This window comes from Desulfovibrio sp. MES5 (genome assembly GCF_002237645.1).
Taxonomy (GTDB): Bacteria; Desulfobacterota; Desulfovibrionia; order Desulfovibrionales; family Desulfovibrionaceae; genus Desulfovibrio.
Genome location: NZ_MJUZ01000008.1, coordinates 1 through 20,393, shown reverse-complemented (window position 1 = coordinate 20,393; position 20,393 = coordinate 1). Strand labels below are relative to the sequence as shown.

The following is a 20,393-nucleotide window of genomic DNA, read 5'->3' as shown; positions in this document are numbered from 1 at the left end:
CACCCTCCGCCTTTTGCCCCCATAAGGAAGACCATGCGTTCCCTTCTGCCGCTTTTGCCCAAACCCAGCCGCTATGCTGGCATTGAAGACAATGTCTGCCGAAAAGACCCTCGGAATGTGCGCCTGCGTGTGGCCCTGGCCTTTCCTGACACCTATGACGTCGGCATGTCCTATCTGGGGCAAAAGATCCTGTACAATATTGTCAACAGCCGCCCGCACTGGTGGGCTGAACGGGTCATGGCTCCCGAGCGCGAAGCAGGAGATATTCTGCGCGCCCACAATACGCCTCTGGCCACGCTGGAATCAGACACCCCACTGGGGCAGACCCATTGCCTGAGCTTTTCCATCACGCATGAGCTTTGCTATACCAACGTCCTCTACATGCTTGATCTGGCGGGCATTCCCCTGCGCACGGCTGACAGGCCGCAAGACCTTGCGGCCTGCCCTCTTGTCATTGCCGGGGGCGGCGCGCTGCTCAGCGCGGAACCACTGACGCCCTTTATTGACATCATGGTGCTGGGCGATGGTGAAGAAAGCCTGCCCGACGTTCTGGAACTGCTTGAAAAAGCCCTGGATGCAGGCTGGACCCGTGAACGCCTGCTGCTTGAGGCCCGGCATATCCCGGGCATATACGTGCCTTCGCTCTTCACTGCCCGGCCTGATGCCCCCACCGCCCCGCCCGTACCCCTGCTGGCCGACTATACGCGGCCGGCCCGCCGCATCGTGGCGGACATCAACAACACGCCCTATCCCACCAAACAGGTGGTGCCCGTGGGGGCCGTGCACAACAGGCTGTCATTGGAAATCGCGCGCGGCTGTACGCGCGGCTGCCGCTTTTGCCATGCGGGTATGGTCTACCGCCCGGTGCGCGAGCGCTCGCTGGAAACCATCCAGACCCTGATGGATGATTGCCTCAGCGAAACTGGCTTTGACGAAATTTCTTTTTTGTCGCTCAGCACTGGCGATTTTTCAGCTCTGAAGACCCTGTGCTTCAGCGCGCTGGACCGTTGCGCCCGTGAACAGATCGGCCTTTCCCTGCCGTCGCTGCGGGTGGGCTCCATTGACGACGAAATCATCGAGCGCATGGCCGACCTGCGCCGTACCGGCTGCACTCTGGCCCCCGAAGCTGGCAGCCAGCGCCTGCGCGACGTCATCAACAAAGGCGTGACTGAAGAAGACCTGCTGCTGCATGCCCAGAAGCTGCTTGAGCACGGCTGGCGCCAGGTAAAGCTCTATTTCATGATCGGGCTTCCGACCGAAACAGACGAAGACCTGGCTGCCATAACCGAAACGTGCCTCAAGGTTCGTGACGCCGCCGGACGCGGCAGCCCGCGCCTGCAGGTCACGGCGGCCCTTTCGCCCTTTGTGCCCAAGCCCTTCACGCCGTTTCAGTGGGTGCCCCAGATCAGCCAGGAGGAAATCCAGCGGCGAGTCCATTTTGTGCGACAGCAGTTCAAGGGGCAAAAATTCCTTAAATTGCGTTGGCACGAACCCGCCATGAGCCATCTGGAGGGCATTTTGTCCCGCGCCGACCGCCGCATGGCCGATGTGGTTGAAAAGGCCTACCGCAAGGGTTCCATCTTCACCAGTTGGATGGAACACTTTGCCCTTGCTCCCTGGCTTGAAGCGCTGGAAGAATGCGGCTTGAGCGCGCAGGAATGCACGGGTGAACGCCAGCCGGGCAGCCCCCTGCCCTGGGGACACCTTGAGGCGGGTATTTCCGAGGAATTTTTGCTGCGTGAATGGCAGCGCGCTCTTGGGGAAAAAGTTACCGATGACTGCCGCTACGGGGCCTGCCGCCAGTGCGGAGCCTGCGACACCAAGGCCGGGCCGTCGCGCATGCCGCACACGCCTTCGCCCAATTGCGCCGCAACCCTGGCCGAGGCTCTGCGTGACGCCTCCCCCCTGAAAGGGGCGTCATGCAATACGGCCCCCCAAAGCAAAGCCCCTTTAAACGAGGCCTCGGTGGGCGCACAGACCAGCGCTGGCACTGACTGTGACCCTCTCACGCACAACGCGCACGATCAGTCCGTGCCCGCCCGCAGCGAGCAAGACACGCCCCTGCCGGACAGCCATCAGCACCGCAACAGGCTCATTTTCTCGCAGCGCGACCAGCGCGCCCATCAGCCCAGCCGGGATGAAGAGGGTCGCCTTGTGTGCCGCCCGCCTGCCAGCCGCCCCCCCAAAATTACCACAGAACTGACCGTCAAGGCGGCGCAATACCGGATCTGGCACAGCAAGGCTGGCGGCTGCGCCTACCTGAGCCAACTGGAACTGCAAGCTGTTCTTGACCGCGCCCTGCGTCGGGCCGGTCTGCCCATGGCTTTTTCTCAGGGGTTCCATCCCATGCCGCTCATGTCCTTTGGCCGGGCCCTGCCGGTTGGTGTTGAGAGCCGGGCGGAATGGTTTGCTCTGACCCTGCACAAGATTCTTCCGCCGCAAGAAATTGCCGACCGCCTGAACCCTCTTCTGCCGCTCGGTATGGAAATCCTGCGTGTTGAATATGTGGACAAAAGCCACCGCACCGAGCAGGCCATAGCCGAAGCTTTTTGCCTGTCCCTGCCAACCCCTGAAGAAAACAGGCAGATGGTCCGGTGCTTTGAAGACTTTGCCGCATTGCCTGAGCTGAATTTTACGCGCGACACCCAAAAAGGCCCCCGCACAGCCAATATCAGGGCAATGTTGCGGCAATGGGAAACCGTCGCGCATGAGCAGCGCGAAAATGCCATTGAGTCAGTGACATTTGTAGCTGACTGGAGTAGTGGTTATTTGTCGCCTCTGCTTTTCGTCATGGCGATATTGCAGCCTCTGGGAATGCCTGATACCCTGCGTCCCAGGCTGAAACTGGAAAAAACCGCGCAAATATTCGCTGACGAGAAACTGTATCCGTAGGAACGGGGCCCCTCATGGGGATGCCAACGTCCGCTGGCTACCATTGTGTCGGCTTTTTGTCTTTGCCCACGGGAGAAAACATATGGCTTCCTGTATCCCCTTTGCTGACGAAGAACCCTTTGCACAGCGCGTCAAAACTCTGGCTGACGACGAGCTGCTTGAAATATGGGAAGAAACGCAGCAAATTGAAAGCATGATCTGTGCGGAACTGCATGCTGATTTTTCTCTGGCGCCGGACTATGAGAAAGTCATTGTGGAAGAACTGACCCTGCGTTCCAGTCGCCGCATAAATACCCGGCCCGAAGCCAAATAGGCGGGGCCTGCCGGAAAACCCGGCGCGGATATGGCAAGAAAGAAAAGCTCACAGCTTCTTTTTCAGGTAGACCATGTCTTGCAAAAGAATGCCGTCTTCCACAATGGGGTGGCGGTAATTTTTCACAAAAAAATCCTTGAGGCGGTGCGAATACGCAAATCCGCACCGCCCATAAAAACCCAGCACTCGGGGATTTTCGCCCGTACCTACCAGCATGGCGTGCCCTTTGCCCCGATAAGCCTCGCATACGTGCCGCACCATTCGGGTTCCGTAGCCCTGCCCCTGATACCTGGCATCCGTGGCCAGATTTTTTATTTCAAAGACCCCTTCGCCTTCCCGCGTGACCACGCATACGCTCCTGACCTCGCCGTCTCGCAGCACAAAAAGTTCGCCACGTTCAAGATAACGGTCAATCATGTCTTCCTGTTCGTCGCCCAACAAAAGAAGCGCCAGAAAGTCCTTCTTGTTCGTTTTTATGATTGCGATGGATACAGGCATACTCTCTCTACCGGATTCAGGGCGCAGCACACTGCCGGGCTCGTCCCCAAAGGGTTTGCGGGGGCATCAGACAACAGAGCGCCAGAGCGGAACCGGCGCCCCTCCCGGCAGTGCCGTGAGCGCAGCTTCGCCAGCGTGCTGCGGAAGCTCCGTAAGGCTCCTCCCGCTCCTGCTGGCCGTCGCCGCAATGCCGGACGATGCGCATGCGGTTTAAGATCGTGCATATCCGATTGTGGTGAAGCGCCCTCATGCCGCACACACGGTTGCAGGCTTTTGCCCACGGTCAGGTTACACCATTGCCAAAACCGTCAGACGGCCAGACAACAGCATTGTGGGCCAGCAGTGTTGTGGAAAAGCAGCGGGGCTGGATCACTATGGGCCAGCAGCCTTGCGTCCAGAACAGTGTGGGCCAGCAGCTTCAGCCAGGTTGCCACTGCCGCGTGTTAGCGCGCCTGCCGCCCTATGGCATATGGTTAACTTTGAAACCGTGATCTCACACGCTCTGCCTTACGTGAAACACAGGCGGCCAGGCCACATGCATGGCTACCCCCATGCCCACGTTCCGCCCTGTCGGGCTAAAAGTAGCCATGCCCAACGCGGCAGGCACATAAAAAGAGGGCGAAAGCCATCAGCTTTCGCCCTGAAAAACGTGCTATCGCGGCGCGGTTACATGCCGCCGAGCATTTCCATATCGTCGTTGGAAAGCAGCTTGTCCAGATCAAGCATGATGAGCAGGCGATCCTGAAGCTTGCCAACGCCGCTGATGTAGTCCGAGTCCACCCCGGCCACCACCGGCGGCGGCGGCTCAACCGTGCTGGCGGGAATGCGCAGCACTTCGGAAACAGCGTCAACCACAAAGCCTACGATGATATTGTTGATTTCAATAACAATGATCCGCGTGTTCTTGTCGTGCGTTTTTGACGCAAGACCGAAGCGACGGCGCAGATCAATGATGGGAATCACCTTTCCACGCAAATTGATGACGCCTTCGACAAATTCCGGAGCGCGGGGTACCCTGGTGATCTCCATAGTGCGGATAATTTCCTGCACTTTCAGGATATTAACCCCAAACTCCTCCTCACCGATGCTGAAAGTCACCAGTTGCAGAAGTTCGTCTTCCTGTTTTCTCTGATTTACATCCATGTGCGCTCCTTGTTGCAACCAGCCGCTCAACTTCTAGGGGCCGCTGGCATCATCAGCCTTGGGCCTGCCGATGTTTACTATAGAGCTTATCGACAAATTGGTAAAGCTCCATAGGTCTGCCAAAAAAATCGCTATCTGCCAAATACGTCGCGCATGGCCTGCTCCAGACTGTCACTCCCATAGACATCACGCAGCACCAGAGGGGCTGTGGCCATGTCGCCTGCGGGAAAAAGCGCCGTAAGGGGGATGCTCTTGCTGCCCAGAGCCTCCAGCAGGCGCACGGCGTAGGCATTGGCGTTGGTGAGGTCCACGCGGACAAGTTCCATATTGTAACGGGCCTGCAAACGCCGCAGGCGCTCGTCCGTCAGAACGGTAGCCTCCATAAATTTGCAATTGGGGCACCAGTCGGCGGTAAATTCCAGCAGCATGGGTTTTTTACCCAGGCCAGCCTCAAACGTCTGCGGGCTGAACTCACGCCATTGCGGCAGGGGAGCCACAGGGCGCAGTACCCACATGAAAGAAGCCAGCAAAAGTCCCAGACAGGCAACCCCCACAACCTTGCGACGCAAAGGCGGTGCGGATATGCCGCAGTACTGGCCCCAGAGCCAAGCGCACAAGGCCACAACCAGCAGTACGCTTAACACCTGCATGTGTTTCTCCACCGGCAGGATGGAAAGCAGGTACAGTGCCGTGCCCATCAGAAAAAAGCCCACGACGCGCTCAAAAATGTGCATCCAGGCTCCCGGTTTTGGCAAAATGCGCGCCAGTACGGGCCAAATGCTGAAAAGCACATAAGGCAAGGCCATTCCCAACCCCACGGACCAAAAAACGACCATGACCACCATAAGCGGCTGGGTAAAGGCCCAACCGAGCACGCCGCCCAAGAGCGGCCCGCTGCAGGGCGTTGCCAGAAACGTGGACACAAGCCCGGTGAAATACGCCTGAAGGCAGGGATTTTTTGTGTTTGCCCCTGTTTTGAGGTCAATGACTGGCAGGGTGAAGACTCCAAGCATGGACAGGCCCATCAGAAATACGAGCAGCAGCATGACCAGCAGCACTGCCTGGTTCTGGTACAGTTGCCCCCACATAAGATCAGCAAGGCCGAGAACAAGGGCAAGAGCGCTGAAAAGGGTCATAACGCCCGCGGCAAAGCAGATGTTGTGCCGCCTGAAATGCTTGAGGCCCTCCTTGTCGCAGCCGCCCACCATAAGCAGACCGCTGACCTTGAAAGTCAATACAGGCAGTACGCAGGGCATGGCATTGAGCAGCAACCCGGCCAGTATGCCAAAGAGCAGCGCCTTTCCAAGGCTGGATATCTCCATGGATTCATTGATATACCGTGGAGTCAGGTTCACAAAATCATCCATGGGAGGCAAGGGTTTTTGCACTTGCCCGCCTTCAACTGCGGCCGAGCCGTTGCCAGCCCCCACAGTCTCCCCTTGCGACTCAAGCCAACGGGCTATGCCTTCAGACCTCCCTGCCTCGGGAGCGTCCGCCGGGGCCCCTTGCCGATCAGCTATGGCGGGGGCCTCGCCAAAAAGCTGCACGCCTTCAGCCGCGTCATCCGCAACCGACCTGGGCGGCTGCTTTTTCAGACTGCGCCATTGGGCTGCCCAGGGCATGGCCTCAAGAGGCTGCGTTGCCTGGGGCACCACCTCCTTCACCTGCTGGTTGACGGGCATGCAGTTGCGCGTGGAGCACAAGAGCATGCTTATGTCCGCCATATAGGGCTTGCCTTCGTCCTCACGGGACAAAAGCACATAGAGGGTCACCTCGCCTTCATAAACGAAAATGGTGGCCGAAGGGTCATAAAAGTCGCGCTGCACGGCTCCTTCCGGGTACCACACGGCCTGCGCCGGCCCACCGGCGACACTGAAGCGCAGGGTGGTGGGACGCCCCGCATCGCCGGGGTCATGAGCATATGCGTGCACATCCTTGGGCAGCGTAAGGCGCAAGGCGCCGACAACGGCATCGCCGTCCTGAGCCGTTTCAAGCCGGACTCCCAGTGGGTTGGCGCGCACCTGGCCTGAAAAAACAATAAGAGACAAGGTCATACACAGGGGCATCAGCCACAGGATCAGCGGGACGTTTTTTGGGTTAAAAAACTTTTTTAAAAAATTGTTTTTAAATTTCACTATGTTAACTCTTTCTTTCCATTTTTTTATTCAAACTCGCTTGACAGGCGGTACCCATCAGCGTAAACCCCTTTTCACGCAATGCGGGTCATTAGCTCAATTGGTAGAGCAGCTGACTCTTAATCAGTTGGTTCGGGGTTCGAGTCCCTGATGGCCCACCAGAAAAAACAAAGGTTCGTGGTTACAAGCCACGAACCTTTTTTGGTATTTGCAATACAGCATAGCAACACCTGCACGGACGCAACGCAGCGCACGGGCGCATACTGCGGCCATATACGACACGTCCGCATCAGAAATCACATACGCAACAACGCTGCCGCAGTACTCTTGCGTACGCGCAGATTGTACCGGAGCTGTTTTTTTGGTTCTGGCAAGCAGACGGCAACAACAGGACACAAGCATATTGCCCCTCGCAATTACACGAGCGGTCCCATAAACAACAGACAGCATGTGACCCCATAGGGAAGACGTTAAGCATCTCAGCATTAGTGAGATTTTATCCCTACTGGAAGAGCAAGTCCATCTTTCCTTTACGCCCGCGTCGTTCCGTGCTGCGACGGCTTCTGAAAAAACGCAGTGTCAAACCTGCCAGCGCCATGTTGGCGGCGAATCCCCAGCTTCATACCTGCCAGTGTCATTACAGGCGGCTGGCGGCCTCATTCCAGGCTACAGCGCCCAGCGGGCGGCGGGCGGCCTCAATTTGAGGCCAGCGCCTTTCTGGTGACTGGTCCTGCCAATTTCAAGGCATAAGCGGCATAGGGGGATTTTTTCCTCCTGCTTCGGCACGCTTTGCTGCCCTGCCACGCCCCTGTCCTCGCGCGCCTCATTTGCCTGCCCTGGCCATACGGCAGACAACGCACAAGCGAGCAGCCATGTCAGGGCAGATTACTCTGGCGAATGCACGCCTCCAATGGGTACGGCACGCCTGCGTGGACGCTTACAGCGCAGTCAAACAGCGCTGCGCCTCTGCGACAGACGCCTGCTCACGACCTGCCAGCATACGGCCAGGATGAAGCAGCCCGACTGGACGGCGACTGATTGCCAGAAAAGACAATCGCCGATGATGTAGCGCGGTTGTTCCCAAAAAGCGATATTACAAAAAAAGTGAGCCTCTCCTTTCAAAAGAGAGGCTCACTCGCACATTGTCAGAGGAAAAACCTTGGAGCAGAATGCTTTTGAGAAAGCAAATTCTCAACGCTGACGGCCTGCCCGCTTCTGTGCATAACAGCGCGGAATAATGCGGATACAGCCCCCTTGCGGGAACATCCGTTACAGCGCCTAACAGCCCGTATACGCGGCGTTTACGCCTTCATGCCCAACACGGCCTGCCTGCGCCCCTTGCGCAGCAGTCAGAGCCATTTAAACGCCAAATGGCTCTAAAGGATGTATTGCGTCAAATCCTGATCGTTGCGCACGTCCTGAAGATGCTCGGCCACATAGGCCTTGTTGACCACGACTTGCGCGCCCGGCATGTCCGGAGCGTCAAATGAAATGTCAGACAGTATCTTTTCCATAATGGTATACAGACGGCGCGCGCCGATGTTTTCCGTACGGGAATTGATGTCTTCAGCAAAGGCGGCAACTTCTTCCAGTCCGTCTTCGGTAAAGCTCAACCGTATCTGCTCTGTGCCCAGCAGGGCTTCATACTGCTTGGTAAGGGCGTTGTCCGGCTCGGTAAGAATGCGCAAAAACTCTTCGCGGCCCAGGGGCTGAAGCTCCACGCGCAAAGGAAAACGCCCCTGCAATTCAGGAATCATGTCCGAAGGTTTACTGAAGTGGAACGCGCCCGCCGCGATAAACAGCACATGGTCCGTGCGGATCATGCCGTACTTGGTATTCACGGAACTGCCCTCCACAATGGGCAGCAGGTCGCGCTGCACGCCTTCGCGCGAAATATCCGAGGTGCGGTTTTGCGACGAACTGGCGATCTTGTCTATTTCGTCAATAAAGATGATGCCGGTCTGCTCCACCCTTTCCTTGGCGCGCTCCACGAGGGCGTCCTGATCCACCAGCTTGCCGGATTCTTCCTGCACCAGCACATTGAAGGCGTCGCGAACCTTCATCTTGCGGCGGCTGCGCTTGGGCGGAAAGGCCTTGCTGAACATGTCCTTGACCTGGCCGCCCATCTGCTCCATGCCGGGGATGGCAAAAATATCCACCCCGCCGCCCATTTCCGTCACTTCCATTTCAACTTCGCGGGTGTCCAGAAAACCGAGGCGGAACTGCTGCAACAGTTTTTCGCGCGTGGAAGAGCGGTCTTCCAACCCGAAGGAGCTGGGCAGCAAAAGATCCATCAGGCGCGATTCCGCAGCGGCCTCAGCGGCTTTGCGCACGCGGGAGTTTTCCTCGTCGCGCACAAGGTTTATGCCGATCTCCATCAGATCGCGCACCATAGATTCCACATCCCGCCCAACGTAACCCACCTCGGTGAACTTGGTGGCCTCCACCTTGATGAAGGGCGCGCCCGAAAGTTTGGCCAGACGGCGCGCGATTTCGGTTTTGCCCACGCCGGTCGGCCCCATCATGATGATGTTCTTGGGCGAAACCTCGTCGCGCAGATCAAGCGGCAGATGCTGCCTGCGCCAGCGATTACGAACGGCAACGGCAACCATGCGCTTGGCTTGTTCCTGACCCACAACAAATTTATTCAGCTCGGCCACGATCTCACGGGGTGTCAAGGTGCTCATCAATTGCTCCTGATAAGTTTGCTCTGTCTGTCAATATAGGCACTGCAACCAATCTGGCAATGGCGCACTGCAAATTTGACACGCTTACGTGTCTGCCAACATGACATAAAAATGTCGCCATTATTCACTCGACGGCATGCCCCGGATTTGCCATGATGCAGTCCTGAAGGGCGGCGTCTCCTTAGTGAAACATGGTTCGGCCCGCGCTTGTTGATAACAATTATTGACTATCCAGGGCACTTGTAGCACAATGGTTCCACAAACAAAGGCACAAGGAGTTCCGTATGAATACAGTCACTTTCAAGGGCACACCTCTTCATCTCATCGGCAACCGGCCTTCGGTCGGGCAGAAAGCTCCCGACTTTACCCTGGCCGCCAATGACCTCAGCCCCCGCAGCCTCAAGGACTATGCGGGCAAGGTTCTGGTGCTGGTGAGCGTGCCTTCTCTTGATACTCCTACATGCGATATGGAAGTGCGCCGCTTCAACAAGGAAGCCGCCGCCCTTTCCGACAAGGTGCGCATCGTGGCCGTAAGCTGCGACCTGCCCTTTGCCCAGGCCCGCTGGTGCGGCGCTGCGGGCGTTCAGTCTGTCGAAACCCTCTCTGACTACAAAGAAAGGACTTTCGGCAAGGACTATGGTCTGCTTATTGATGAACTGCGCCTGCTGGCCCGCGCCATCGTAGTTGTGGCCCCGGACGGCACGGTTGCCTATACCCAGCTTGTTCCTGAAGTCGCCAGTGAGCCGGATTATGACGCGGCCCTGGCCGCTGTTAAAAAACTTGCATAAATGCGCAGGCACACTGCCCTTCCTTGCCAGCGCATACTGAAAGCCTCCCTGTCATGACAGGGAGGCTTTCTCTGTAAACAGCACCTTGGCCCGTGCGCGCCTCGAGCATGTAACACTTGAAATGCTCGCCTACAGCAGGAAAAAGCCTGCCTACCCACATTTCGCAGCAAGGATTTTCAGGAAAATCCTTCAGGAAAATCCTTGCTGAGCAGTTGACTCATTTCATTCCTAAGCTGCTCTGGCGGCGCGTTAGGCGCTTTTTCGGCCTCCGCGCAGGCCAGCCACCAGGGCGCTCACGCCAAACCAGCAGCACGATACAAGAATCACGGTGGCTCCGCTGGCCGTGGACATCCATTCCTGCGCTGAAAGCACAAGGCCGATAAAGGCCGAACTCAGCCCCACAACCAGGGCCCACCAAAACATGCCGCCAGCCGTGGCGGCCAGATTTCTGGCCGTGGCCGCTGGCACGATGAGCAGGGCCGTCACAAGCAGCACCCCCACCGCCCATACGGAAAACATGACCACAAGGGCCAGCAGCGCCGCAAAAACATATTGCCACAGGGCAACGCGCACGCCGTGCACGCGGGCCATGACGGGATTAAGGGCGATGTACAGCAGTCTGTTGTAGCCCGCGATCTGAAAAAGCAGCATGGCGAAAAAAAGCAGCAACAAAAAGCCCGTTTCGGCTTCCGTAATGGTGAGAATATCGCCGTACAAAAAGCGCTGCATGTCGCGCCCCACTCCGGGGGCACGGCTGACCACGGCAAGACCAAAGGCCACAACAGCAGAAAACACTATGCCTATGACCGTATCGCCGGAAAGGTTGCTGCGCCGCCGCACGGCCATGATGCCCAGCCCCACCAGCACGCCGAAAAGCGGCATGGAAATACGCGGATTTATGGCCAGAATAAGCCCAAGGGCCACTCCGGCGAAGGCAGAATGCCCGATGGCGTCGGAGAAAAAGGCCATGCGAAAGCTGATGACCTCCACCCCAAGCACAGAAGCCATAGGAGCCAGCAAAAGCAGGCCTAACATGGCCTGCTGCATGAAGCGCATTTGCAGGCAGTCCAGCGGCAGGCGGCCCAAAAGATCATAGATAAAAGTCAGATCAGGCATGCCCGGCCTCCCCGGAAACTGAACCGCCGCCCGCGCCTTTGCCCGTGCCTTTGCCTGCGTGCCCGTCAGGGACGCCATCCTGCGTCAACAAACCTTCCTCCGTCGCCCTCGCGCCGCCACGGCGCTGTATGCTGGCATAGGCAGGCAGCAGCCGCTCCGGCGCGCACACGGCCCCGCACTGGGGGCAGGGCGGATCAGCGGGGTCGCACTGATCAGGATAAAGATGGATGGGCACGCCGAAAAGCTGCATGAGCACAGACGCGCCAAGGGCCTCGTGGGGCGCGCCCTCGGCGCAGACCTTTTTGTTGAGGCATATGACGTGGGTCGCATAGTGGGCTGCCAGCGACAGGTTATGGCTGACAATTATCTGGGTAAAGCCCTGCTCCATGCGGACTTTGTCCAGCACCTCCCAGAACAGCCGCTCTCCCTGCACATCGACTCCGGCGGCAGGCTCGTCGAGCACCAGCAGCCGGGGTTCGCGGCCAAGGGCCGCAGCCAGCAGCACCCGGCGCATTTCGCCGCCCGAAAGATCGCTCAACCGTCTGTCTTCAAGATGCTCGGCCTGCACCATGCGCAACAGTCTGCGTGTCTCTGCGCGCACAGAATGGCTGAGGCCAAACCACAGTGGGCGGCGTTGGCGGTTGAGCGCCAAAAACTCTTCCACACGCAGGGGCAGGCTGGCGTCCATATGAAGATACTGCGGCACATAGGCCGTACGCGGCAGGCCAGTCTGACCTGCCGCCTCAATACGGCCCGAATAGCTCATCTCGCCAATAAGACAGAGCAGCAGCGTGGTCTTGCCTGCGCCGTTGGGGCCAACAAGCACGGTACTGCTGCCTGCGGGCACGGTAGCGCACACATCCTCAAGGATGAGCCTGCCGCCACGGCACACGCATACATGGTCAAAAACAAGGGCAGGAGCGGTAGTGTCAGCGCGGCTCAAAATACTTCTCAAGAATGTTGATGTTGTTGCTCATGATCTTTTCATAATGGTCCAGCGCGGGACTGGCCGGCCCGGAAGCCAGGGAGTCCAGTTGAGCCGCAGGTATGCCCACTTCACGGGCAAGGGTCTGCACGGCCTTGTCCGAGTACTGCGGCTCGCTGGCAATGAGGGCGGGCTTGTGTTCCCGCAGTATCTCCGCCACCTTGATAAGACGACCCGCCGAAGGCTGAGCCTCCTCATTTTCCTGAATAACGGCAACCACTTCAAGGCCAGCGTCATGCGCCATATAGGACAGGGCGTCGTGCATAAGCGCTATGCCCCTGTTGGGTGCCTTGGCGCCCAGAGCGGCAAGACGCTCGCTCAGGCCCGACAGAACCTTTTCGTACGCGCTGGCGCTGGATTCATACGACGCGGCATTCTGCGGATCGGCCTTGGCCAGCCCCTGAGCCATGTTCTTCACCATAATGGCCGCCTGACTGGGGCTTGCAAAGGCATGGGGATTGATGCCGCCGTGGTCGTGGTGGTGGCCGTGGTCATGATCATGGTCATGACCGTGGTCGCTTTCTTCATGCCCGTGGCGTGCGGCATGCTCGTGGCCGTCATGATCTTCATCCCCGTCCTCGTGGGCGCTGTTTTCCTTCAGGGGGACGACGCCCGCGCTGCTGTCTACCACAACCAGGCCCGGCTTGGCGTTGGGCAAGGCCTTGAGCATAAAATCGTCCAGACCAAGACCGTTGAGCAGCAGCACATCGGCCTGGGCCAGCTTCTGCATGTCCTTGGGGGTCAGGGCGTAGTCGTGCGGGCAACCCGTTTGGGCAGGGATAAGCAGATCAACCTGCGCGCCGGGATTCGACTGAACCACATTACGCGCGAGAAGGTATACGGGATACGTAGTTGCAAGAATGCGCAATTTGCCCTGACCGGACGCGGCCGAAGCAGCCTGCGGCATGAGCAGACCGGCACTGGCGAGGCAGGCTGCGATCATGATTGCGGCAGCGCTGAACCGAAAAAGCATAAATATCTTTTTTTTCATGGTATTACTCCATTTCACCAAGTCAGCGTTCTTGGTTATGCTTCCACTATGGGCCTGTCAAGGCTGCCAGATCAGCCTGGGCGACAAGCTTGAGCATGCCAGGAGGCCGCCTGGGGCGGCCTCCCGTCATATGCGGTATGGATCAAGGGTCGCAAGCAGATTACCGTGGAGCATGTCCCTTTGGAAAGGTCGCATGCCCTAACCGTTCTACCCCGCTTGTCCTCGGGGGGCATGGCGGATAAACGTGCCGTCTTCCAGTTCAAAGAAGGCCTGTCTCAGTTCTTCATCCGTGTTCATGACAATGGGGCCGCCCCAGGCCACCGGCTCATGCAGGGGCGCACCGGAAACCAGGACAAAACGCGCGCCTTCAGGCCCGGCTGCAAGGCTCAGGCTGTCGCCCGGCGTAAACAGGCAGGCATTGCGATGGGGAATTTCGCCACCGCCGCCTGCAAGTTCACATTTTCCCTCGACCATATAGACAAAAACCGTGTCCTGCGGTCTGGTGGCTACGGTCCAGAGCGCGCCGGGCCTCAGTGTTACGTCGAGAAAGACCACATCAACATAGTCGCCCCTGGTGGCTCCGGCAACGCCATTATAGTCTCCGGCCACCACCGCCACCAGCGCCCCACCGTCTTCCACTCTGGGAACCATTTCAGACCGGATGTCCCTGTATTCGGGATCAACCATCTTGCGGGCGCGCGGCAGGTTTATCCAAAGTTGCAGGCCCAGCATGCGGCGTGAGGCCTGCGGCATTTCCTGGTGCAGAATGCCGCTGCCCGCCGTCATCCACTGGCAACCGCCATCCACAATGCTTCCGGCATTGCCAAGGCTGTCTTCGTGGTCAATGCGGCCCCGCATAAGATAGGTAAAGGTTTCGATGCCCCGGTGCGGATGGGTGGGGAAGCCCTTGGTGTAATCTTCAGGATTTTCAGAATCAAAGGCGTCAAGCATAAGAAAAGGATCAAAAGTGCGTACTGTGGGTGAACCAAGCACGCGCACCAGATGTACGCCAGCTCCGTCAATGGCCTTTCGGCCCGTGACCAGCTCGGCAATGGCACGCTTTTTCATGGCAACTCCTTTGGGCAGGCTTGCGCGGATGTGAAAAGCTTGCCGATACTGGTGGAATGCTGTACCTCAGAAGGCATGCTTCCGCCTTTACGGCCTGCAAGTCCTGTTTCCCTTTTTCAGCAAAGCAGAAAACAGCGACGGGGGCAACCACCCGCAGTGTCATTGTGTCGCAAAACCTCCTTTACAGGCGTCTTGAACAGATCAGGTTTCGAAAAACATATTCGCAAAGCTTATGCAGCCCCTTATGGCGCGCAACAGCCCGGCAGCCCGCACCGGGGCCTCCACGACAATGCCTGCACATACCGCCGCAGGGCGCTTTTACTGCGAACGCGCCCTGAACCTTAAGGAAGCACAGACTAAAGAACCTCCTGGAAACGCGCAGTTATTTCGTTTGGCAAGGCGCGATCTTTTTTTGAAGCAGGAGTGGACTCTTCTGTCCTCGACTGTTTCAAAAAAGTGAAGCAACGCCGCCAAACGGAATAAACCAGCGTTTCCTTAAATATCTACCCGGCGATCATCGCCCGCCCCAAAACATGCGTACCCCTTTTTCAATCCCGGCTCTGCTGTTCCTGTTCGCCATCCTGTGTCCCGTGACGGGATCAGCGACTGATGCCGCAGGCAACCGCTCCGTGTCCGAACAAAAAACTGAGGCCCCAGTCGAAACAGTTGCAAGTCCCGTTGCTCCGCCGCCGGGGTCTGAACCGTCCCCCGATGAAGAGCAGGCTGAAAAACAGGCCGAAAAACCGCTTCAGGAACAGACGGGCCACAGCGGCAACGGCTCCGATGCAAACAGCGCGACACCGCCAGAAACCAACGGGGAGGCCCTGCCCCCCGCGTTGCGTCAGCGAGAATTGCCGCCGCTCAAAGAAATGATCACGTCTGGCTTTGGCCTGCGCCGTATGCCCACATGGCTCAGTCGACGGGGCATGGTGGTGCGGGATCACACGGGCATCGACCTGCGCGCCCACCAGAACTGGCCGGTAGTGGCTTTTCGCAGCGGCACGGTCATCCACGCGGGCAAGGGCGGGTTGTCGGGCATTGTGGTGGACATCCGCCAGGATGACGGCATGACGGCTCGCTACGCCCACCTGGGAAAAACGCTGGTAAGCAAGGGGCAGGAGGTAACGCAGGGAACACCCGTGGGGCTGGTGGGCTGCACAGGCCGCACAACCGGCGCTCATCTGCACTTCGGCCTGCGGGACGCGTCGGGCAAACTCGTTGACCCGCTGCCCTTCCTCAGCAGGGGTGAAGACCTTTTGCGTCCTGCCCCGGAAGACATACCGGAGCAACTCACTCCGCAGACCTGCGGCCCAGTGACGCGGGGGCCTGATGGCCGCCCGGCGCGGGCGGGGCGCAGCCTCAAGGATCTCAAGGCGCTTGAAAATTTTGCTCCGCCGCCCATCCCCCTCTGGAATGAACGACGCTGACAGCCCTTCGTGCAACAGCTCTTTGCCCTATCGGATTACGGCCCGTCTCAATCCGGCCCGGTGTTATTCCGTCTGCGCGATTCGGCCCGGCGCATTATGCCCGGGCGTTTCTTGCTCCCCGCTTTCGGGCTGCGCCTGGGCGTTGCGTGTTTTGCCTGCGGGCGGTCATCATTGTAAGGCCGAGCGTGAGCAAAATCTGCCCGGCAAACAACGTGGGGTCACGGTCCATAATGGCTGCTCCGCATACAAGCGCCGCCCCCGTCGCCATAAGAAGTCTGCGCCGAAAAAACAGGCCCAGAGCCTGAACGCCGATTCCGAAAACCAGCATCAGGCCCCAGGCCCATAAAAAGGCAGCGTCGGACGACAGCCAGTAAACCTGCGGCTGATCCGCCAACAGCAGCCCTGCGGCAGAAACGCCCCGCCCACTGCCGTGAAGCAGTTTTTCAGCGGCGCTTGCCATGGAAGGGCTGTCCGGCACAGGCTATTCCCACACCAGGGCGCACCATTCCCCGTCCAGAACGCGGCGGGGCTTGGGCAGGCACTGGGACGTATAGGCTTCTTCCACGCTGTCGGCCTGAATCTCCAGCAGCCCTGACAAAATAAGGCATGCGCCGGGTTTGCAGGCACGCACGATCAGCGGCGCAAGCTCGATCAGAGGACGGGCCAGAATATTGGCCAGCACGAGGTCATAGGTCTTGCCCGGCACGGCATCTATGCTGCCCTGCCGCACTTCAAAGTCTTCCACATGGTTGAGCACGCGGTTTTCCAGAGCGTTTTCCACCGCGAGCGTATCAATGTCGAGTCCCTCGCCCTTGAGCCCGCTTTTGCAGCAGGCAATGCCAAGCACGCCGGAACCTGTGCCCAGATCCAGAAAAGTTTCGCCCGGCGACACGCGCCCGGCGTCGATCAAGTCGCTCAGCACCATGAGGCACAGGGCTGTGGTCGCATGATGGCCCGTGCCGAAAGCGCTTTTGGGTTCAATAAGCACCTTGGTGCGGCCAGGAAACTCCTCGCTGTCGGCCAGCCACGGGGGCAAGACCACAAAACGCTTGCCGCAGGGCACTGGCGTGAAAAACTGCCGCCACGCCGCCAGCCAGTCCTGCGCTTCAAGCGTGTGTACCGTGCATTTTGCGCCGGGAATGCGCCCTTCAATAATCTTGCGCAAGCCCTCGATGAAGTCGGCGTTCTCGCAATGCACGCGAAAGCGGCTTTCGCCCGTGGGCAGGCTTTCTTCTTCCCACCCGAAAGAAACTTCAAGGGTCAGAAGGCCCAGGGCAAGGTCATAGGCATCTTCGCCTACAATTATCTCAAGCTGAAAAATAGTGTTCATGATCCATCTCTGTTTTGCTGTGACAGGTCGAAAATCCTTCTCATCATGCCAGATTTTGCCTTTGCGGTCGAGTACGTCATAGCGGATCGGCCCGGAATCCGGGCGACACGCCCCGCCCGATGTCTGGCCCTGTTCCTGGCCGCGCGCGGTTGGTTGTCGTGGAACCACAAGGCGTATTGCCATACAGGGAGATTCCGAGTAGAAAAAGTGGATTGCAAGCCCGCTGTAATCTGCCTTTTTCTAGAGCTATTTCACCTTGAAACGGCTCTGGCGACTGCGGGATCAGGCGCGCGCCGCAAAGGCGCAAGCGCAGCTTCAGCCGTTACCCGCAGGCTTGCCTGAACCGTTGACGGAACCGTCTTACGGGGCAGGACAGCACCGCTATCTATCTGCACTGTTACGCGCCGAAGCGGGCGTGTCGAAAACTTTGAGAATATATATTCTCAAATGTACTCTGCTCCAAGGAAAACAAATGCCCACAAGCACGGAAGAACTGGAAAACCTTCTCGCCGTGATCCGCGCCGATTTTGATGTGGATTTCGAGCCCATGCAGATTGATGAAAATCCTCTGCAAATCCTGTCCATTCATAACATGCAGTCCCATCTGGACAAACTGCTGCAAAAACGCGCCATCCGCGATCCGCTGAAAGACCTGCCCCTCTGGGCCAAGGTATGGCCCGGCTCCTTTGTACTGGGTCGCCTGCTGCGCAAATACGAGCCACAGGGCAAAAGCCTGCTGGAACTGGGCGCTGGCTGCGGCGTACTCAGCCTTGTGGCGGCCCGTTACGGCTTCAGCCGCATTGTGCTCAGCGACGTGGTCGAGGAAGCCCTGCGCTTTGCCCGCGCCAACGTGTTGCGCAATGATCTTCAGGACATCGTGGAAGTCGCCCGCGTGGATGTGACCGCCCCTGGCCGCGATCCGCGTTTCAGCCAGGGATTTGACATCATGGCCGCTTCGGAAATTCTTTATCTTGAAGAACTGCACAGACCGCTGGTAAAGTTTGTTGACCGCCATCTGGCCCCCGGCGGCAAGGCCCTGTTCTGCACGGACATGGCCCGCGCCAAACCCCATTTCGCCAAGCTGGCCGCCAAAACATTCAAGGTGACCGAAGGCCGCATCGGCGTCAAAACTCATGATGACAACGGCGAAGAACAGCGCCGCATTTATAGCATCCTGATTCTGGAGCGCTCATGAACAGCCACCTGCCTTGCATCCATCTGGCCCCCTGCCCCAAGGGCTATACCCGCGACCTCGACAAGACCATGAGTCCGCCGCAGACCATTGCGCGCGTGAAGCAGCGTCTTGCCGAGGCCGATCTGGACATTCTGGCCCGCACCACAAGAGTTGACGTGAACCGGCTGGGCATTCCCGTATTTTTGAGCGTGTGCGGCGCGGATGCCCGACGCGTCATGCCCACCCGCAAACAGATGGGCAAGGGCTCTTCACCGGAGCAGGCCGAAGCATCAGCCCTTATGGAACTGATGGAACGCTTTGCCTTTTTCAGCTTCTGGCAGGAACGCCCGCACATGGTGCGCGCCACCTGGAGCGAAGCTGAAGCGCGCTTCGGCGAGGCCCTGCTGCCGCTGGACGAAATGCTGCGCTCCGTCAACGAAGAGCTGGACGCCCCGAAAGCGCGCAGGGTGCTGGACCTTATCAGCTGGAACTTCTATCCGGCCACACGCCTTCCCGATGAAAGCACGGTATGGCTGCCCCTTGACTGGTTCAAGCTGCTGGGCGAATTTAACGGCACCTCGGCGGGCAACAGCGCAGAGGAATCTCTGCTTCAGGGCCTCAGCGAACTTATCGAACGCCACGTCTGCTGCCTGGCGGACCGCGAACGCCTCGCCACCCCCACTATCGACCCCGCGACCTGCCAGGACCCCGTGCTCTGCCAGCTGCTTGAAGCTTTTGCCAGGGAAGGCGTGCACATCATCCTCAAAGATTTTTCCCTGAACATGCCCCTGCCCACGGTGGCGGCCATTGCCTGGGACCCGTCCACACTGGGGCAGAGCTCGGAAATCGTGTTCACGGCGGGCACGGCGGCCTCTCCGGCCAAGGCGGCCATCCGCGCCGTGACCGAAATCGCCCAGCTTGCGGGAGATTTTTGCACCAATGCCTGCTACGAGGCGTCCGGCCTGTCCAAGTTCAACACTCTTGAAGAGGCTGCCTGGCTGTTTGAAGGCCCCTCCGTCAACCTGGACAGCCTGCCCACGGTGGAAGACAGCGACATCCGGCAGGAACTGCTCACGGCGCTCAAAGGCTTGCGCCCGATGACCATGTACGCGGTAGAAACGACCCATCAGCGCCTTGGCATCCCCACGCATTACACCATCGTGCCCGGCATGGCGTTCAGGGAGCGTGACCGCAATCAGAGCCTGGGACTTTTTGTGGGCCGCAAGCTGGTGGAAGAGGCCGATGCCGCCACGGCCCTGGACGGCCTCAAGGTTCTTGAAGAGTGCTACCCCAAGGTGCATTTTCTGCCATTTTTCAGGGGGATGCTGGCCCTGCGCGCCGAAGACTGGGCCAGTGCCCGCGACCTGTTTGCCGAGGCCATGCCCCTGCAACCCGATGCGGACGCCAAGGCTCTTGCGGCCTTTTATCAGGGCTATACCGACACCCTTCAGGGTCAGTGGGCCGAAGCCATACCCGCACTGACCAAGGCTGTGGAGCTGTGCCCGGAAATGAAGGAGTACGGAAACCTTCTGGGCGTGGCCCACTTCAAGACCGGCAATTACGCTATGGCTGCTGATGCTTTTGCCGCCGTGCTGCGCGTAGACAAAGGCTCTGCAATGGATCTGGCAAATCTTGGGCTGTGCGAAAAATTCATGGGCAAGAATGAAGAAGCACGGCGGCATCTGACCGCGGCGCTTGAGCTTGACCCCAGTCTGGATTTTGCCCGGCAGCATCTGGCCCAGCTGGAGGGATAACCCGGCTGACGCAGCCGGAGCAATTTCACCTTGAAGTGCTTTGTGGGGGAGGGACCCTTTTGTAAAAGGGTCCCTCCCCCACGCCCCCTCCC

The 20,393-nt window shown here is 58.8% G+C and carries 16 protein-coding genes and 1 tRNA gene; 7 read left to right on the top strand and 10 right to left on the bottom strand.

The features are described 5' to 3' along the window. The first annotated feature begins 33 nt into the window (after window positions 1-33). Both BCS36_RS02605 and BCS36_RS02600 read left to right on the top strand, forming a co-directional pair. Window positions 34-2,892, top strand: a complete 2,859-nt coding sequence (locus tag BCS36_RS02605) for a TIGR03960 family B12-binding radical SAM protein (RefSeq protein WP_291301368.1) — start codon at window positions 34-36, stop codon at window positions 2,890-2,892. Window positions 2,893-2,974: 82 nt separating this feature from the next. Continuing rightward, complete coding sequence (locus BCS36_RS02600) at window positions 2,975-3,205, top strand: hypothetical protein (protein WP_291301367.1); 231 nt, start codon at window positions 2,975-2,977, stop codon at window positions 3,203-3,205. 48 nt (window positions 3,206-3,253) lie between these two features. Here the strand turns inward: BCS36_RS02600 and BCS36_RS02595 are convergent, their stop codons facing one another. The 3 genes from BCS36_RS02595 to BCS36_RS02585 form a co-directional block, all read right to left on the bottom strand. Then, window positions 3,254-3,703, bottom strand: coding sequence for a GNAT family N-acetyltransferase (locus tag BCS36_RS02595; RefSeq protein ID WP_291301366.1), 450 nt, complete (start codon window positions 3,701-3,703; stop codon window positions 3,254-3,256). A gap of 666 nt (window positions 3,704-4,369) precedes the next feature. Further along, entirely contained in the window at window positions 4,370-4,846 is a 477-nt protein-coding gene (locus BCS36_RS02590) for a chemotaxis protein CheW (RefSeq protein ID WP_291301365.1), read from the bottom strand. Between the two features lie 131 nt (window positions 4,847-4,977). After that, complete coding sequence (locus BCS36_RS02585) at window positions 4,978-6,900, bottom strand: protein-disulfide reductase DsbD (RefSeq protein WP_291301364.1); 1,923 nt, start codon at window positions 6,898-6,900, stop codon at window positions 4,978-4,980. Window positions 6,901-7,066: 166 nt separating this feature from the next. Here BCS36_RS02585 and BCS36_RS02580 point away from each other — a divergent pair. After that, a tRNA-Lys gene (locus tag BCS36_RS02580) sits at window positions 7,067-7,142 on the top strand. Window positions 7,143-8,357: 1,215 nt separating this feature from the next. Here BCS36_RS02580 and hslU read toward each other — a convergent pair. Beyond that, entirely contained in the window at window positions 8,358-9,668 is a 1,311-nt protein-coding gene (gene hslU / locus BCS36_RS02575; protein WP_291301363.1) for an ATP-dependent protease ATPase subunit HslU, read from the bottom strand. Between the two features lie 284 nt (window positions 9,669-9,952). Here hslU and tpx point away from each other — a divergent pair, with 284 nt between their 5' ends. Then, window positions 9,953-10,456: a thiol peroxidase gene (gene tpx, locus BCS36_RS02570; RefSeq protein WP_291301362.1), complete on the top strand. Its 504-nt coding sequence runs from the start codon at window positions 9,953-9,955 to the stop codon at window positions 10,454-10,456. A gap of 249 nt (window positions 10,457-10,705) precedes the next feature. Here tpx and BCS36_RS02565 read toward each other — a convergent pair whose 3' ends face one another. The 4 genes from BCS36_RS02565 to BCS36_RS02550 form a co-directional block, all read right to left on the bottom strand. Next, a complete protein-coding gene (locus BCS36_RS02565) occupies window positions 10,706-11,572 on the bottom strand; it encodes a metal ABC transporter permease (RefSeq protein WP_291301361.1) in 867 nt (288 codons plus the stop codon). Further along, the gene (locus tag BCS36_RS02560) at window positions 11,565-12,527 is read right to left on the bottom strand and encodes a metal ABC transporter ATP-binding protein (protein ID WP_291301360.1); all 963 of its coding nucleotides are present in this window, start codon (window positions 12,525-12,527) and stop codon (window positions 11,565-11,567) included. Before BCS36_RS02560 ends, BCS36_RS02565 begins: the two co-directional genes overlap by 8 nt. Continuing rightward, a complete protein-coding gene (locus BCS36_RS02555) occupies window positions 12,502-13,548 on the bottom strand; it encodes a metal ABC transporter substrate-binding protein (protein ID WP_291301359.1) in 1,047 nt (348 codons plus the stop codon). The genes BCS36_RS02560 and BCS36_RS02555 overlap by 26 nt, the downstream gene beginning before the upstream one ends. A 207-nt stretch (window positions 13,549-13,755) precedes the next feature. Beyond that, on the bottom strand, window positions 13,756-14,616 hold the full coding sequence (locus BCS36_RS02550; protein ID WP_291301358.1) for a pirin family protein: 861 nt from the start codon (window positions 14,614-14,616) through the stop codon (window positions 13,756-13,758). A 533-nt stretch (window positions 14,617-15,149) separates the two neighbouring features. Here BCS36_RS02550 and BCS36_RS02545 point away from each other — a divergent pair. Further along, a complete protein-coding gene (locus BCS36_RS02545; protein ID WP_291301357.1) occupies window positions 15,150-16,043 on the top strand; it encodes a M23 family metallopeptidase in 894 nt (297 codons plus the stop codon). Window positions 16,044-16,137: 94 nt separating this feature from the next. On the opposite strand, the gene BCS36_RS02540 is transcribed toward BCS36_RS02545, so the two are convergent. Both BCS36_RS02540 and BCS36_RS02535 read right to left on the bottom strand, forming a co-directional pair. Further along, complete coding sequence (locus tag BCS36_RS02540; protein ID WP_291301356.1) at window positions 16,138-16,521, bottom strand: hypothetical protein; 384 nt, start codon at window positions 16,519-16,521, stop codon at window positions 16,138-16,140. A 3-nt stretch (window positions 16,522-16,524) separates the two neighbouring features. Beyond that, entirely contained in the window at window positions 16,525-17,373 is an 849-nt protein-coding gene (locus BCS36_RS02535) for a 50S ribosomal protein L11 methyltransferase (RefSeq protein ID WP_291301412.1), read from the bottom strand. A gap of 472 nt (window positions 17,374-17,845) precedes the next feature. On the opposite strand from BCS36_RS02535, the gene BCS36_RS02530 reads away from it, so the two are divergent. Both BCS36_RS02530 and BCS36_RS02525 read left to right on the top strand, forming a co-directional pair. Then, the gene (locus BCS36_RS02530) at window positions 17,846-18,568 is read left to right on the top strand and encodes a methyltransferase (protein WP_291301355.1); all 723 of its coding nucleotides are present in this window, start codon (window positions 17,846-17,848) and stop codon (window positions 18,566-18,568) included. Next, window positions 18,565-20,301 carry a YcaO-like family protein gene (locus BCS36_RS02525; protein ID WP_291301354.1) on the top strand — a complete coding sequence of 579 codons (1,737 nt, stop codon included), beginning with the start codon at window positions 18,565-18,567 and terminating at the stop codon, window positions 20,299-20,301. Before BCS36_RS02530 ends, BCS36_RS02525 begins: the two co-directional genes overlap by 4 nt. Window positions 20,302-20,393: the final 92 nt, after the last annotated feature.

What these genes read in the sequence shown, in the direction of transcription:
- BCS36_RS02590 (WP_291301365.1), bottom strand. Translation starts at nt 4,846, where the DNA reads ATGGATGTAAATCAGAGAAAACAGGAAGACGAACTTCTGCAACTGGTG.
- BCS36_RS02565 (WP_291301361.1), bottom strand. Translation starts at nt 11,572, where the DNA reads ATGCCTGATCTGACTTTTATCTATGATCTTTTGGGCCGCCTGCCGCTG.
- BCS36_RS02530 (WP_291301355.1), top strand. Translation starts at nt 17,846, where the DNA reads ATGCCCACAAGCACGGAAGAACTGGAAAACCTTCTCGCCGTGATCCGC.
- BCS36_RS02535 (WP_291301412.1), bottom strand. Translation starts at nt 17,373, where the DNA reads ATGAACACTATTTTTCAGCTTGAGATAATTGTAGGCGAAGATGCCTAT.
- BCS36_RS02600 (WP_291301367.1), top strand. Translation starts at nt 2,975, where the DNA reads ATGGCTTCCTGTATCCCCTTTGCTGACGAAGAACCCTTTGCACAGCGC.
- BCS36_RS02555 (WP_291301359.1), bottom strand. Translation starts at nt 13,548, where the DNA reads ATGAAAAAAAAGATATTTATGCTTTTTCGGTTCAGCGCTGCCGCAATC.
- BCS36_RS02605 (WP_291301368.1), top strand. Translation starts at nt 34, where the DNA reads ATGCGTTCCCTTCTGCCGCTTTTGCCCAAACCCAGCCGCTATGCTGGC.
- hslU (WP_291301363.1), bottom strand. Translation starts at nt 9,668, where the DNA reads ATGAGCACCTTGACACCCCGTGAGATCGTGGCCGAGCTGAATAAATTT.
- BCS36_RS02595 (WP_291301366.1), bottom strand. Translation starts at nt 3,703, where the DNA reads ATGCCTGTATCCATCGCAATCATAAAAACGAACAAGAAGGACTTTCTG.
- BCS36_RS02545 (WP_291301357.1), top strand. Translation starts at nt 15,150, where the DNA reads ATGCGTACCCCTTTTTCAATCCCGGCTCTGCTGTTCCTGTTCGCCATC.
- tpx (WP_291301362.1), top strand. Translation starts at nt 9,953, where the DNA reads ATGAATACAGTCACTTTCAAGGGCACACCTCTTCATCTCATCGGCAAC.
- BCS36_RS02585 (WP_291301364.1), bottom strand. Translation starts at nt 6,900, where the DNA reads ATGACCTTGTCTCTTATTGTTTTTTCAGGCCAGGTGCGCGCCAACCCA.
- BCS36_RS02550 (WP_291301358.1), bottom strand. Translation starts at nt 14,616, where the DNA reads ATGAAAAAGCGTGCCATTGCCGAGCTGGTCACGGGCCGAAAGGCCATT.
- BCS36_RS02525 (WP_291301354.1), top strand. Translation starts at nt 18,565, where the DNA reads ATGAACAGCCACCTGCCTTGCATCCATCTGGCCCCCTGCCCCAAGGGC.